Below are 15,206 nucleotides of genomic sequence, written 5' to 3'. Positions count from 1 at the left end.
TTTCCCTCGTCCATACGCACGGGCGCCGCGCAAGATTGCCGCAAATCTGGCCGATTGTTTTACAGCCAGGCGTCGTCCATCGGGACCCGGTCGCCCGTTTAGGCGATATCGACTTGCCTAGGACGGCGCAATCATTCCGTACCAATACGAAAGTCCCACGCCTTTCGTCATTGTCCAGGCGTGGCGCTGAGCGGTAACGGTCCGCGCCGGTCGGTCGCCGGTAATCGTGAATCCGTGCATGCACGGAGCAGGAGGAGCTGAAATGAAAAAGCTCATGGCAGTCGCCGCGTTGTCCTTGTTCGCTGTCTCGGCCTATGCGGACCCTGGTGGCTCAATCACGGGTCACGCGGGGGCAATCAATGGCACCGCGTCATCCATTTCCACGGGCAGTTCCGTGGCCGCCACCCAGATTAATGGCTACGGTTCATCCACCCAGGTGTCGTTCGGCATGACGGGCGGCGTTGCGGAGGTGGGGGGTACCTTCAGCCGCGATGGCACGCAAGTGGTCACCAGCACGCGACAGTACGCCAATAGCGATTCGTACGGCCATGTCTCGGGCAATGCGCCCATCATGGTGGGCGACAGCATCGCCAATGGCGGCGCCACGTTCGCCAAGACGGATACCAGCGCTTCGGCGACGGGCTCCTTCCATGCGGTGAATGTGGGTGCGTTCGGGTCGATACACGGCATCGGCCCGGTGGGCCATGTCGGCGGTTTCAATCACTGACCCAGTTATCCGGACGGCTTCGGCCGTCCGGGCGAGGGGACATCATGAAGACCATAGTGCTTGCCATTTCCCTGTCGCTGGCGGCGGTGTCCGCCGGCGCCCAGACCAGCAGTTCCAGCGCGACGACATCGGCGTCCTCGGGATCGACCAACGCCGGCAACAATCAGGGCATCACGCTCAACTCCAGCAACAGCGGGACCAGCACGCTGCGCAGCGTGCCGCCGCTGGGCGGACAGAGTTTCTACGGTTCATTCTCGTCCGACAGCTGCATGGTTTCGGCGGGCGGGGGCGGCGCCGTGGTTGGCTTCGGCATGAACGTTGCGATTCCGATCGAGGACCAGAAGTGCAGCCTGCGGCGCAACTTCGAGCGGACCATGCAGGCGGCCGCCTCGACCAAGGATGCGGACCGTTCGCGCCGTCTGGAGACCGCGGCCATCGACATCCTGTGCCAGACCGACGACCGCACCAAGGCGGCGCTGGTGGCGCAGGGGCTGTGCACCAATCCCGCATTGACGACGGCGGATCACCGTTTCGACAGCAACGCGGTGGCGCAGGCGGCGCCGCCCGCAGGCGGCCCGGTGCTGGCCGACCGGCCTGCGCCGCCCGCGCCTCCCGCGCCCGAGGCGCAGGCCTATCCGGTGCGCAGCGTGCAGAGCGCCGCGCTGGCGTCTCCGCCGCTGCGCAACCGCACCTATACCGATCTGTATACGCCGGGCTGAGGCGGGAGTCCTGTGCGTCCCGCGCGGGGCGGGACGAAGCCAGGATGTGTGGACGCTAGGATTGCGCGGGCGGCGGGACGGCGAGAGGGGCCGACGCCGGCAGCGGGGCCGAGGCCAGCAGCATGGTGGGTGGCGACGACACCTCCAGGCCCGCGTCATGCAGGCGCTTGAGCAGGGTGAACAGCAAGGCGCTGCGCACGCCGTAGGCCGCCCGGGGCGAGGACACGTAGCCCTTGGCGTTGAAGATCAGGTTGCCGCCTTCGATGCCGTCCAGGAAGACGTTGGGAGCGGGCGTGTCCAGCACGTCCTCGTGGTCCGAGAAGGCTCGTAGAATCAATTCGCGCACCTGCTCGGCATCGGTGGATAGCGGCAAGGGCAGCTTGATCTGCACCAGCCCCAACGGATTCGAACGGGTCACGTTGCGCACGGTCTTGGTGACGAACTCCGAGTTCGGCACGATCACCGTGGAGCGGTCGCCCATCTGGATTTCCGTGGCGCGCACGTTGATGCGCAGGATGTCGCCCTCGACCCCGCCCAGCGACACCCAGTCGCCCACCTTGACCGGGCGCTCGGCCAGCAGGATCAGGCCGGACACGAAGTTCTGCACCACCGCCTGCAAGCCAAAACCGATACCCACCGACAGTGCGCTCGCGATCCACGCCACGCGTTCCAGTCCTATGCCCGCGGCCGACAGCGACAGCGCCACGGCGATCACGAAGCCGGCATAGCCGAACAGCGTGGCGGCCGACAACTGCATGCCCGGATCCAGTTCGGTCGTGGGCAGGTAGCGGTTGGACAGCCAGCGCTTGAGCATCTTCACGGCCAGCAGCGACAGCCCCAGCACCATCAGCGCCTGCAGCACCGCGCCGGGGCGGATCTGGGCTTCGCCGATGGCGAGCCCCTTGCGCAACTGATCGAAGCGCTGCAGCAGGTCCATCGGCGCTTCGCCGAAGGGCGCCAGCAGCAGGATCACGGCCAGCAGGCCGACCGCCACGCGGCCCACGCCCGACAGCAGCACGGCAGCCTGGTCGCGCATGCTGGGCGCTTCGTGCTCGCCGCCGTCGCGGTGCGAGGTGCCCAGCAGCGTGCTGAAGCCGTCCTCGATCAAGGTGGACAGCAGATAGGCCGAGGCCAGCACGATCAGCACCCACAGCACCTGCTTGACCATGAAGCTGCCGAACGCCACATAGCCCGCCAGCAGGCTGGCCAGGCTCAGGATCAGCACGGTCCAGACCGCGCCCAGCAGCAGCGACACCCAGAAGGGGATCGGCGCCTCGTTTTCCTGCATGGCCTGGCGTCGCAGCCGGCGGCTGATGGCCAGCACCGCGCCCAGCGTCGCCATGGTCAGGACCGCGACGATGCCGGTCAGCGTGATGGTGGTGGTCAGGCTGGCGTTCAACAGCACTGGCAGGCGTTCGGCCAGCCAGATCATCACCACCAGCACGCCCAGCACGCCGGGCAGCCAGCGCAGCCGCGTCGCCACAATGTCGCTGACGGGCGGCAGGCGCCACGACGGCCGGTTCGCGGACAGCAGCGCATAGCCCAGGCCGGACACGTAGCCGCCGAAGCACACCGTTCCCACCAGGTTGGCCAGCAGCGACGAGGTGTTGTCGCTCAGCTGCGAATTCCAGTCCAGCCCCATATGGATCAACAGCGCGACCACACCCGGCGTGGCGACGGCCAGGACCACATGCGTAACCGCTAGAAAGGAGCGGCGCAGGCGGCCCGGCGGCACGCGTGTGGCGGTTATCCGCAGCAGCACCCGGCCGATGGCGACACGCAGGGCGATCGTCAGCGCGATCGCCGCGCCCAAAAGCAGCCAGCCCCATTTCGGCGTCTGTCCGACCGCGGTCGCGAGGTCGTCGCGTAGCGCTTCCAGGCGTTCCAGGTCGCGCGGGAACTCCTCGCGGAACTCGGTCCAGAATTGGTCGGACAGGAAGGAATCGCGCCGCTCGCCCAAGCGCGCCTGGAACTGCTTGCGCCGCTGCGCCGAGATCTGCTCGGCCGTTTGCCCGGCGTCCACGGACAGCAGCCTGGCCAGCTTGATCTGCGCGTCCAGCGCCCGGCTGGTCTTGTCCAGCTGCATGCGCTGGGCGGCGACGTCGGAGGCTTCCTTGACGCCTTCGGGCGGCGTGCCCAGCTCGCTCAGCCGGGCCGTCACGCTGGCCAGCTGAGGCGTCAGGGCCTCGGCGGCGGCGTCGGCCTTGGACTGGATGTCCAACGCGTCGCTGCGCTGTTTCACCAGGGTGGCGTCATCGGTTTCGTCGGCGACGCGCTTGCGGATGTCGTCGATCTGCTTGCGAGCGGTCGCCAGCGCCGCTTCCGTGTCCGCCGGCGTGGGCGGCGCCGCGGCATGGGCCGGCAGCAGGACAAGCACTAGCAGCAGCGCCGCGATCAGCGCAGTGAAAATGGAGGCGCGGGCGCGGCGAGGTTGCGCGCGCAGGGTTAGGGAAGTCTGTGTCATGTTCTGGGGCGAGTCGCTCGCATTCGAGGCGGGAGCATAGCAAGCCGCCGCCTCATCCGTTGCAACAAAAACGAGCGCTGCGGCCCTATTTTTTTTGATGCGCCCGACGGCCGTTGTGGCGGCGCGGACCCAGGGTAGAAATAGGGCCGGATAGGCGATCGGACGCCGCGGGCAGGCTCTGCTGCGGGCGGCGTCCGCAAACCCTATTTACGCGGCCAACGTTTGGATTCAACTCAATCAGGACGGGCGCTCGGCGCGGCGCGCTTTTTCGGCTTGCCCAGCACCGCGTCGCATACCTCCAGCCAGGCGTGGGCGGCATACGACAAATAGCCGGACCGCTGCCAGATATGGCCGACCTCCCATTGCATGCCGGACTTGGCCAGCTTGGTGGTGCTCAGGCCGCGCGTCTTCATGCGCTGCATCAGGGGCTCCGGCAGCAGCGCCACGCCCAGGCCCGCCGAGGCCATCGCCACCAGAAAGTCCCAGTGCGCGCTCTGGGCCGCGATGCCGGGCTGGAAGCCGGCATCGGCAAACGCCTGACGCAAGCGCCGGGTGATGGCGAAGTCGTCCGTGGGTATCAAGAGGCGCGCATCGCGCAGGGCGGAGAGCGGCAGCGAGGTCTTGCCGGCCCAGGGCGCGTCGGGCGGGCCGATCACCCAGATCGGGTAGCTGCCGAAGGGCTGGGCGGCCAGGCCGCCGTCTGGCGCAATGGGAAGAATGGTCGCGCCCACCTCCAGTTCGCCGCTGGCGACCAGGCCTTCCACGGCCTGGCCGGTGCCTTCGCGCAGGGTCAGGTGGATGCCCGGATGCAGTTCACGGAAGCGCTTGACCACAGGCGTGAACAGCAAGTTGATCATGGGCGGAATTCCGACCTCGAGCGCGCCGCGGCGCAGGTCCGCGGTCTGGCGCAATTCTTCGGACAGCTGGCGCATCGTTTCCAGCACCTGCAGGCCGCGCTGGTACATGACCCGGCCGGTGTCGGTGGGGCGGGCGGTGTGGCCGTCGCGGATCAGCAGCGGCGTGCCGGCCTCTTCCTCCAGCTGGCGGATCATCTTGCTTACCGTCGACTGCGTCACGAACAGCGTCTTGGCCGCCTGTGTGAAGCTGGCGTGCTTGACGGTTTCGACGAAGTACCGCAATGCGCGCACGTCCATGGACCGGGACTCCCTCGCGCGTTATGCGCAAAACTCTCAAACGATGAAAAAAATGACTTATTTGGATGATTTTAAGTCATTACGAGATTTGAGCCGGCCTTCCTATACTGCCGAAAATTCGTTCCCGGACCGCTTCGAGTCGGCCCGGGAACCTCGGGAAACGCCGCGTCAGACGGCGCCTGGGCGCACAGCGGCAACGCCGCGCCCCGCCGCACGTAGGCCCTTGAATCTGGAGACACCATGCATCTCGACCGTATCCGCCACCCTGGGCTGCGCGCCAAGATCACTTCCGCCGATCAGGCGGCTTTGCTGGTTCAGGACGGCATGACCGTCGGAATGAGCGGCTTCACCCGCGCAGGCGACTGTAAGTCGGTGCCGGCGGCGTTGGCGGCCCGCGCCGAGCGCGAGCCGCTCTCCATCACCCTGATCACCGGCGCATCACTGGGCCATGACACGGACAAGATGCTGGCGCAGGCCAACGCGCTGGCGCGCCGCATGCCGTTCCAGGTCGACACGACCCTGCGCCGCAAGATCAACCAAGGTGAAATCGCCTTCATCGACCAGCACCTGTCGGAAACGGTCGAACAGCTGCGCGCGGGCCACATCGGCCCCATCAACGTCGCCATCATCGAGGCCGCCGCCATCACCGAGACCGGCGCCATCGTGCCGACCATGTCGGTAGGCAACTCCGCCTCTTTTGCGCAGCAGGCGGACGTCATCATCATTGAATTGAACATGGGCGTGCCCGCCGCCATCGAGGGCCTGCACGATATCTACGTGCCCGAAGCCCGTCCGGCGCGCCAGCCCATCGGCCTGGTTTCCCCCGACCAGCGTATCGGCCAGTCCTGCATCGAAGTGGATCCGGCCAAGATCGCCGCCATCGTCATCACGCAAGAGCCGGACAGTCCGTCCAACGCCTTGCCGCCCGACGAGGAAACCAATGCCATCGCCGGCCACATCAATGACTTCCTGCGCCGCGAGGTCGACGCCGGCCGCCTGACCAACGAGCTGCTGCCCTTGCAGGCCGGCATCGGCACCATTGCCAACGCGGTGCTGCACGGCTTCGAGTCGTCCAGCTTCGAGAACCTGACGATGTATTCGGAAGTGCTGCAGGACAGCGCCATCGAACTGCTGGACCAGGGCAAGCTCGCGTTCGCGTCGGCCTCTTCGATCACGGTGTCCAAGCCCGTGTACGAAAAGATCCTGGCCAACATGGAGCACTACCGCGAGCGCATCGTGCTGCGCCCGCAAGAGATCAGCAACGCGCCCGAGATCGTGCGCCGTCTGGGCATCATCGCCATCAACACGGCGTTGGAGTTCGACATCTACGGCAACGTCAATTCCACCCACGTGGGCGGCACGCACATGATGAATGGCATCGGCGGTTCGGGCGACTTCGCGCGCAACGCGCACCTGGCGATCTTCGTGTCCAAGTCCATGGCCAAGAACGGCGACATCTCCAGCGTGGTGCCCATGGTGTCCCATGTCGACCACACCGAGCACGATGTCGATGTGCTGGTCACGGAATGCGGCCTGGCGGACCTGCGCGGCCTGGCGCCGCGCGAACGCGCGCGCGCGGTGATCCAGAGCTGCGTGCATCCGTCCTACCGCGACGCCCTGCAGGATTATTTCGACCGTGCCTGCGAACGCGGCGGCCAGACGCCGCATCTGCTGGAGGAAGCGTTCTCCTGGCACCAGCGCTTCAATGAAACCGACACGATGCGGCCGGCCAGCCCGGCTGCGCGCAAGGTAGCCTGAGGTCCGCCGCGACGCGAGCCTGCCGCCGCCGCGACGCCTGCCGGGTCCGCGTGCGTAGCGCATCCCGGCTTGCGGATCGTGGTTTTCGCTGGCGTCGCGATTTGGTAGAGGTAAGGCAGCGGAGGCTGTCTTACCTTTTTTTTGCCTGGGTTTTCTTGCCGGGGCCGGACTTGGGGATGGTCAGGTTTTCGCGCGACATCTCCAGCTCGTCGCGCAGCCACTGCTTCAGTTCCACCAGCGGCGCCCAGTCGCGCAGGCTGGGCCGGTAGACCAGGTGATAGGTCTGCGCCTGTTCGTACTCGATGCTGATCGGAGAAATCTGCACCAGCCGGCCTGAGCACAGCGCGTCCGCGGCCAGCAGTTGGCGTCCCAGCGTGATGCCCAGCCCTTGCTCGGCGGCCTGCATCATCATGCCGGCATCGTTGAAGGAAGCCACCGGCGTGACGGGCGTGTCCAACCCGGCGGCGCTGAACCACGATTGCCAGAGCTCGCGCTCGCCCAGCAACGGTTGGCGCGCCAGCGTCTGGGGCGAGTAGTCTGGAAGCGCCGCCGCGGTTTCGGGCGACGCCAGGGCGATCAGGGGCAGCGGCGTGTTGAACAAAGGTTCCGATTCCACGCCCGCCCAGGGGCCGCGCCCAAAACGCAGCGCGGCGTGAAAACCGTCGCGCAACAGATCCACCACCTGCTGCGACGTTTCGATTTCCAGTGTCAGACCCGGATTGCGCTCGCGCCAGCGCGCCATGCGCGGCAACAGCCAGCGTTGCGCGAAAGAGGGCAGTACCGACACGCGCAAGCGCTGCTCGCTGCCAGAGGCTGCGGCCGACGCCGCCATCGTCCCTTCATCCAGCAGCGCCATGGCGCCCTGCACACTGCACAAGAGCGCGGCGCCGGCCGAATTCAGAACGATGCCCCGGCCGCTGCGCTCGAACAGGGGAAAGCCCAGTTGGGTTTCCAGCACCTTGATCTGCTGGCTGACGGCGCTGTGGGTCAGATGCAGCCGTTCGGCGGCCGCGCGCAGATTTTGCAGCTCGGCCACGGCACGGAAGGCGGGGAGGGTACTGAGCGGCAGGCGCATGATGGGGACCTAGGGAGAGATTGGTCATCATAGCTTACCGATACCCCCAAAACAATTCGATTTTCAGCGAGGTATTGGGCGACTACGCTTACCAAAGTGCATAAATACCTGGAGCCCATCATGTCTGCACAGCTTTGCACCCCGTCTTCTTCCGCCCTGGCCGCCATTGCCAGGGATCGCCAACAGTCCCCCGCACAGCCGGTCGCGGCGCAGCCCGCCGAGCTGGCGGCGCCGCGCGCGGGATTCATCGCGATGCTTGCGGCCGCCTATCGCAAGCGCCGCAATGAAGCGCGCCTGCGCCAACTGGCTGCCGATCTGGATGAGCACATGCTGCAGGATCTGGGCGCGCCCGGATGGCTGATGAACGAGGTCGCGGTCAAGCGCGACCTGGCGCGCTTGCGCGACATGGACTACCTGCGCTGGTAGGTGGGGCTTTGGCCTCTGGTAAGCGGCCCGGCGTCCTTGCCGATTCCCCTTCGCGGCCCCGTCTCCTATATCAGGCAGGAGCGGGGCCGCGCGCTTGCCAGGAAGATGGCCTGTCTCTAGCTCTCTATATATAGCGAGGCGGAGGACGCTAGGGTGCGCGGCTGGCGAGGCGTCGCAGATGGTGGATGCATCTGGAACAAATATTTGGCCGCACGGCATGACAGACGGAAAACTTGTGCTATAGTCTCGCTCCTTCGCAGTTCGGACAGTTCTGAAGCGCGAAGCCAAGCAAGCACAACAGGTCGGGCAAGAAGATTCGAGCCAGGGCCTGCCGCAAAGCAGTCAGAAATGAACGCCGCGCGGTTATTGCAAGGATTGCAGCAAGTTAGGCAAAAGCCAGTTGCACAATCTGCAAAAATCGTGTTATAGTCTTGGGCTTGGCAGTTGCCGAAAACTTAGGGTTAACCCTGATATTTCGATAGCTGCTAAGAGAGGCGGACCTGAAGAGGTCGCAAGCAAGAAAGCGAAACGCAGTATGTGACGCTGACTTGACAAGCGAAAAAAACTTCTTCATAATCTCGTTTCTCTGCTGCAAACAACGCGGCGCCAGCGAAAGCGGCGTAGCGAAGCGAGCAGGCAGTAAGTAGTACAGAATTTAGCAGTACCGCTCTTTAACAATTAAACAACCGATAAGTGTGGGCGCTTGATGCGAGTGCAGCGTGACTTCGGTCACAAGCACAATGAAATCAAGTGCTCACTAGAAGTGAAGTACCTTAGACGTCAAGTTTAAGAACATACCTCACTTCCTTTGAGTAGCGACGTATGGCTCGACCCTTTCGGGGGTTAAGAAATACGAAACAAATACAGAGATTAAACTGAAGAGTTTGATCCTGGCTCAGATTGAACGCTAGCGGGATGCCTTACACATGCAAGTCGAACGGCAGCACGGACTTCGGTCTGGTGGCGAGTGGCGAACGGGTGAGTAATGTATCGGAACGTGCCCAGTAGCGGGGGATAACTACGCGAAAGCGTAGCTAATACCGCATACGCCCTACGGGGGAAAGCAGGGGATCGCAAGACCTTGCACTATTGGAGCGGCCGATATCGGATTAGCTAGTTGGTGGGGTAACGGCTCACCAAGGCGACGATCCGTAGCTGGTTTGAGAGGACGACCAGCCACACTGGGACTGAGACACGGCCCAGACTCCTACGGGAGGCAGCAGTGGGGAATTTTGGACAATGGGGGAAACCCTGATCCAGCCATCCCGCGTGTGCGATGAAGGCCTTCGGGTTGTAAAGCACTTTTGGCAGGAAAGAAACGTCATGGGTTAATACCCCGTGAAACTGACGGTACCTGCAGAATAAGCACCGGCTAACTACGTGCCAGCAGCCGCGGTAATACGTAGGGTGCAAGCGTTAATCGGAATTACTGGGCGTAAAGCGTGCGCAGGCGGTTCGGAAAGAAAGATGTGAAATCCCAGAGCTTAACTTTGGAACTGCATTTTTAACTACCGGGCTAGAGTGTGTCAGAGGGAGGTGGAATTCCGCGTGTAGCAGTGAAATGCGTAGATATGCGGAGGAACACCGATGGCGAAGGCAGCCTCCTGGGATAACACTGACGCTCATGCACGAAAGCGTGGGGAGCAAACAGGATTAGATACCCTGGTAGTCCACGCCCTAAACGATGTCAACTAGCTGTTGGGGCCTTCGGGCCTTGGTAGCGCAGCTAACGCGTGAAGTTGACCGCCTGGGGAGTACGGTCGCAAGATTAAAACTCAAAGGAATTGACGGGGACCCGCACAAGCGGTGGATGATGTGGATTAATTCGATGCAACGCGAAAAACCTTACCTACCCTTGACATGTCTGGAATTCCGAAGAGATTTGGAAGTGCTCGCAAGAGAACCGGAACACAGGTGCTGCATGGCTGTCGTCAGCTCGTGTCGTGAGATGTTGGGTTAAGTCCCGCAACGAGCGCAACCCTTGTCATTAGTTGCTACGAAAGGGCACTCTAATGAGACTGCCGGTGACAAACCGGAGGAAGGTGGGGATGACGTCAAGTCCTCATGGCCCTTATGGGTAGGGCTTCACACGTCATACAATGGTCGGGACAGAGGGTCGCCAACCCGCGAGGGGGAGCCAATCCCAGAAACCCGATCGTAGTCCGGATCGCAGTCTGCAACTCGACTGCGTGAAGTCGGAATCGCTAGTAATCGCGGATCAGCATGTCGCGGTGAATACGTTCCCGGGTCTTGTACACACCGCCCGTCACACCATGGGAGTGGGTTTTACCAGAAGTAGTTAGCCTAACCGTAAGGGGGGCGATTACCACGGTAGGATTCATGACTGGGGTGAAGTCGTAACAAGGTAGCCGTATCGGAAGGTGCGGCTGGATCACCTCCTTTCAGAGCTTAGTGCTCGTGTTAAGCGTCCACACTTATCGGTTGTTTGATGTAGCTGGTGTCAATGTTTTTGATGCCGTGTAGAGGCTAACTCATAGCGCTGCTCGCAGTGTTATGAGTTGGGTTTTACTCAACAGCTATATTCGTTCTTTAACAATCTGGAAGAAGCACAACGAAAATGTACTTATCAAGTACTCGGCGCAAGTCGATGAAGATAAGTACGGGTTGTGATTGCATTAATTTTGTTCCAAGTTCTCAAGACTGGGGTGAAAACCTCAGACTGCTTTGAAACTTATGAACGGCACAAACGCTAATACTCAGGTCCTATAGCCTACAGCGTTATAGGATCAAGCGACTAAGTGCATATGGTGGATGCCTTGGCGATCACAGGCGATGAAGGACGTAGTAGCCTGCGAAAAGCTACGGGGAGCTGGCAAACAAGCTTTGATCCGTAGATGTCCGAATGGGGAAACCCACCGCAGCAATGCGGTATCCCTGGCTGAATACATAGGCCAGTGGAGGCGAACCGGGTGAACTGAAACATCTCAGTAGCTCGAGGAAAAGAAATCAACCGAGATTCCGAAAGTAGTGGCGAGCGAAATCGGAAGAGCCTTTACGTTTTAGCATGCAAGATAGTCGAACGGAATGGAAAGTCCGGCCGTAGCAGGTGATAGCCCTGTAGGCGAAATCTTGTGTGTGGAACTAAGCGTAAGAAAAGTAGGGCGGGACACGTGAAATCCTGTTTGAAGATGGGGGGACCATCCTCCAAGGCTAAATACTCGTGATCGACCGATAGTGAACCAGTACCGTGAGGGAAAGGCGAAAAGAACCCCGGAAGGGGAGTGAAATAGATCCTGAAACCGTATGCATACAAACAGTAGGAGCCTCCTTGTGGGGTGACTGCGTACCTTTTGTATAATGGGTCAGCGACTTACATTCAGTGGCAAGGTTAACCGAATAGGGAAGCCGTAGCGAAAGCGAGTCCGAATAGGGCGATTCAGTCGCTGGGTGTAGACCCGAAACCAGATGATCTATCCATGGCCAGGTTGAAGGCACGGTAACACGTGCTGGAGGACCGAACCCACTAATGTTGAAAAATTAGGGGATGAGCTGTGGATAGGGGTGAAAGGCTAAACAAATCTGGAAATAGCTGGTTCTCTCCGAAAACTATTTAGGTAGTGCCTCAAGTATTACTGCGGGGGGTAGAGCACTGTTATAGCTAGGGGGTCATGGCGACTTACCAAACTATGGCAAACTCCGAATACCCGCAAGTACAGCTTGGGAGACAGAGCACCGGGTGCTAACGTCCGGACTCAAGAGGGAAACAACCCAGACCGCCAGCTAAGGTCCCAAATTATCGCTAAGTGGGAAACGAAGTGGGAAGGCATAGACAGTCAGGAGGTTGGCTTAGAAGCAGCCATCCTTTAAAGAAAGCGTAATAGCTCACTGATCGAGTCGTCCTGCGCGGAAGATGTAACGGGGCTAAGCGATAAACCGAAGCTGCGGGTGTGCACTTTGTGCACGCGGTAGGAGAGCGTTCTGTAAGCCTGCGAAGGTGGCTTGTAAAGGCTGCTGGAGGTATCAGAAGTGCGAATGCTGACATGAGTAGCGATAAAGGGGGTGAAAAGCCCCCTCGCCGTAAGTCCAAGGTTTCCTGCGCAACGTTCATCGGCGCAGGGTGAGTCGGCCCCTAAGGCGAGGCAGAGATGCGTAGCTGATGGGAAGCTGGTTAATATTCCAGCACCGTCGTACAGTGCGATGGGGGGACGGATCGCGGAAGATCATCAGGGTGTTGGATGTCCCTGTTGCTGCATCGAAGATGGCGCTTAGGCAAATCCGGGCGCGTAAATCAAGGGTGTGGCACGAGCGAGCATTGCTTGCGAAGTGATTGGAAGTGGTTCCAAGAAAAGCCTCTAAGCTTCAGCTGTACGAGACCGTACCGCAAACCGACACAGGTGGACGGGATGAATATTCCAAGGCGCTTGAGAGAACTCAGGAGAAGGAACTCGGCAAATTGATACCGTAACTTCGGGAGAAGGTATACCCCGGTAGTGTGAAGCGCCTGCGCGCTTAGCATGATGGGGTCGCAGAGAATCGGTGGCTGCGACTGTTTATTAAAAACACAGCACTCTGCAAAGACGAAAGTCGACGTATAGGGTGTGACGCCTGCCCGGTGCCGGAAGGTTAAGTGATGGGGTGCAAGCTCTTGATCGAAGCCCCGGTAAACGGCGGCCGTAACTATAACGGTCCTAAGGTAGCGAAATTCCTTGTCGGGTAAGTTCCGACCTGCACGAATGGCGTAACGATGGCCACACTGTCTCCTCCTGAGACTCAGCGAAGTTGAAGTGTTTGTGATGATGCAATCTACCCGCGGCTAGACGGAAAGACCCCATGAACCTTTACTGTAGCTTTGCATTGATCTGTGAACCGGCCTGTGTAGGATAGGTGGGAGGCTTTGAAGCGTAGTCGCTAGATTACGTGGAGCCATCCTTGAAATACCACCCTGGTTTGTTTGCGGTTCTAACCTTGGTCCGTTATCCGGATCGGGGACAGTGCATGGTGGGCAGTTTGACTGGGGCGGTCTCCTCCCAAAGTGTAACGGAGGAGTTCGAAGGTACGCTAGGTACGGTCGGAAATCGTGCTGATAGTGCAATGGCATAAGCGTGCTTGACTGTGAGACTGACAAGTCGAACAGGTGCGAAAGCAGGACATAGTGATCCGGTGGTTCTGAATGGAAGGGCCATCGCTCAACGGATAAAAGGTACTCTGGGGATAACAGGCTGATACCGCCCAAGAGTTCATATCGACGGCGGTGTTTGGCACCTCGATGTCGGCTCATCTCATCCTGGGGCTGTAGCCGGTCCCAAGGGTATGGCTGTTCGCCATTTAAAGAGGTACGTGAGCTGGGTTTAAAACGTCGTGAGACAGTTTGGTCCCTATCTGCCGTGGGCGTTGGATACTTGACGGAGCCTGCTCCTAGTACGAGAGGACCGGAGTGGACGTACCTCTGGTGTACCGGTTGTCATGCCAATGGCATTGCCGGGTAGCTAAGTACGGAAGAGATAACCGCTGAAGGCATCTAAGCGGGAAACTCGTCTGAAGATAAGGTATCCCGGGGACTTGATCCCCCTGAAGGGTCGTTCGAGACCAGGACGTTGATAGGTCGGGTGTGGAAGCGCAGTAATGCGTTAAGCTAACCGATACTAATTGCCCGTGAGGCTTGATCCTATAACACTGATGGTTATGACCTGGTGATGTAGCGTTCCAAGTGTCGTTCAATACAAAATCTGGCTGCACCGTCGGCAGCCAGCCAACACCAATTACACCCCATCGTGCGTGATCATCGAGTCTGACTCTGATCGCCACGCGTTGTGTTTCTTCCAAGATTGGAGCAGTTGCCTCAACCGCAACCGCTCAACCAGTTACGCTTGACGACCATAGCGAGTTGGTCCCACTCCTTCCCATCCCGAACAGGACAGTGAAACGACTTTGCGCCGATGATAGTGGACGGACGTCTGTGAAAGTAGGTCATCGTCAAGCTTTTATTCCGCAAAACCCCACAGGTAACCCCTGTGGGGTTTTGTCTTTGTGGCGCCGCGTCGATGATTAGACTCATGCGGTCCGCAGCCTCCAATGAAAAAGCCCTCGCAGGATGCTCCTGCGAGGGCTTTTGTTTTTCCCGTCAAAGACAGCGGTTAAGGCAATTGACGGCGCAAGGCGGCGAAGAACAACTCGGATTGCAGGCGTTCGCTCTGGACCTGAGCGGCAACCTTGGCAGCCAGATCAGGATCGACTGGCACTAGCGGGCGTCCCGTCGATTGCGCAAGCACCTGGGCGGTACAGGCGCGTTCCAGGAAGAACAGGTCGTCATAGGCATAGTCCAGCCGTTCCCCGCAGACCACGACGCCGTGGTTGCCGAGGAAGACCACGTCCGCGCCCTGCATTGCATGGGCGATGCGTTCGCCTTCGCTGACGTCCAGCGCCAGGCCGTTGTAGCGTTCGTCGATCGCCAGGCGGCCGTGAAAGCGCATGGCGTTCTGCGACAGCGTGGTGTCGAGCGCGCGATCCGAGGTGAGTGTCAGGGCCGTGGCGTAGGGCATGTGCGTGTGCAGCACACAGGCCTTGCCGGCGATGCGGTGAATGGCGGCATGGATGAACATGGCCGTGGGTTCGACTGCATGGCGGCCCGCGAGCTTGTTGCCTTGGGCATCGATCAGCACGATGTCGTCCGCTTGCACTTCATGCCACATCAGCCCGCGAGGATTGAGGAGGAAATGCTCCGAGTCGCCCGGCAAGGCCACGCTGAAGTGATTGCAGACGCCTTCGCCCAGACCATGCGCTGCGGCGGCTCGCAATGCGAGCGCAAGATCGGCGCGCAGTGCCGCGACAGAGTCTGCGTGAAAGAGCGCTTCGGCGTGGCGAGAATCCTGGTTCATGTCTGCCTTTTCTTGTGTGTGGGTTGGGAAGGGCCAGGTCCGAAAGT

8 protein-coding genes and 3 rRNA genes are annotated in these 15,206 nt (G+C 60.8%); 7 read left to right on the top strand and 4 right to left on the bottom strand.

Going from position 1 to position 15,206, the window contains the following annotated elements; genetic code table 11:
* Positions 1-262: 262 nt before the first annotated feature.
* A complete protein-coding gene (locus ACM1PE_RS20225; protein ID WP_059379518.1) occupies positions 263-727 on the top strand; it encodes a hypothetical protein in 465 nt (154 codons plus the stop codon).
* A gap of 44 nt (positions 728-771) precedes the next feature.
* Positions 772-1,446, top strand: a complete 675-nt coding sequence (locus ACM1PE_RS20220; RefSeq protein ID WP_059379517.1) for a hypothetical protein — start codon at positions 772-774, stop codon at positions 1,444-1,446.
* 55 nt (positions 1,447-1,501) lie between these two features.
* On the opposite strand, the gene ACM1PE_RS20215 is transcribed toward ACM1PE_RS20220, so the two are convergent.
* Both ACM1PE_RS20215 and ACM1PE_RS20210 read right to left on the bottom strand, forming a co-directional pair.
* Positions 1,502-3,910 carry a DUF3772 domain-containing protein gene (locus ACM1PE_RS20215; RefSeq protein ID WP_419340779.1) on the bottom strand — a complete coding sequence of 803 codons (2,409 nt, stop codon included), beginning with the start codon at positions 3,908-3,910 and terminating at the stop codon, positions 1,502-1,504.
* 233 nt (positions 3,911-4,143) lie between these two features.
* Positions 4,144-5,064 (bottom strand): LysR family transcriptional regulator, encoded by a 921-nt coding sequence (locus tag ACM1PE_RS20210; RefSeq protein WP_419340778.1) that lies wholly within the window; start codon positions 5,062-5,064, stop codon positions 4,144-4,146.
* A 240-nt stretch (positions 5,065-5,304) separates the two neighbouring features.
* On the opposite strand from ACM1PE_RS20210, the gene ACM1PE_RS20205 reads away from it, so the two are divergent.
* Positions 5,305-6,822, top strand: coding sequence for an acetyl-CoA hydrolase/transferase family protein (locus tag ACM1PE_RS20205; RefSeq protein WP_419340777.1), 1,518 nt, complete (start codon positions 5,305-5,307; stop codon positions 6,820-6,822).
* A 130-nt stretch (positions 6,823-6,952) separates the two neighbouring features.
* Here the strand turns inward: ACM1PE_RS20205 and ACM1PE_RS20200 are convergent, their stop codons facing one another.
* Positions 6,953-7,897, bottom strand: coding sequence for a LysR substrate-binding domain-containing protein (locus ACM1PE_RS20200; RefSeq protein ID WP_059379513.1), 945 nt, complete (start codon positions 7,895-7,897; stop codon positions 6,953-6,955).
* A gap of 120 nt (positions 7,898-8,017) precedes the next feature.
* Between ACM1PE_RS20200 and ACM1PE_RS20195 the strand changes: the two genes are divergently transcribed.
* From ACM1PE_RS20195 to rrf, 4 genes are all read left to right on the top strand, one after another.
* Positions 8,018-8,323 carry a hypothetical protein gene (locus ACM1PE_RS20195; protein ID WP_419340776.1) on the top strand — a complete coding sequence of 102 codons (306 nt, stop codon included), beginning with the start codon at positions 8,018-8,020 and terminating at the stop codon, positions 8,321-8,323.
* 872 nt (positions 8,324-9,195) lie between these two features.
* Positions 9,196-10,726 (top strand): 16S ribosomal RNA (locus ACM1PE_RS20190).
* A gap of 342 nt (positions 10,727-11,068) precedes the next feature.
* Positions 11,069-13,951: ribosomal RNA gene (locus ACM1PE_RS20185) — 23S ribosomal RNA — on the top strand.
* Between the two features lie 199 nt (positions 13,952-14,150).
* A 5S ribosomal RNA gene (gene rrf, locus ACM1PE_RS20180) occupies positions 14,151-14,263 on the top strand.
* The 16S, 23S and 5S rRNA genes sit together here, the layout of an rRNA operon.
* A gap of 155 nt (positions 14,264-14,418) precedes the next feature.
* Here rrf and ACM1PE_RS20175 read toward each other — a convergent pair.
* Entirely contained in the window at positions 14,419-15,159 is a 741-nt protein-coding gene (locus tag ACM1PE_RS20175) for an aldolase (RefSeq protein WP_419340775.1), read from the bottom strand.
* Positions 15,160-15,206: the final 47 nt, after the last annotated feature.

This window comes from Achromobacter sp. PD1 (assembly GCF_048541815.1).
Taxonomy (GTDB): domain Bacteria; phylum Pseudomonadota; class Gammaproteobacteria; order Burkholderiales; family Burkholderiaceae_B; genus Achromobacter; species Achromobacter bronchisepticus_A.
The sequence above is the reverse complement of the archived record's forward strand: the minus strand, read 5'-3'. Positions and strand labels throughout refer to the sequence as shown.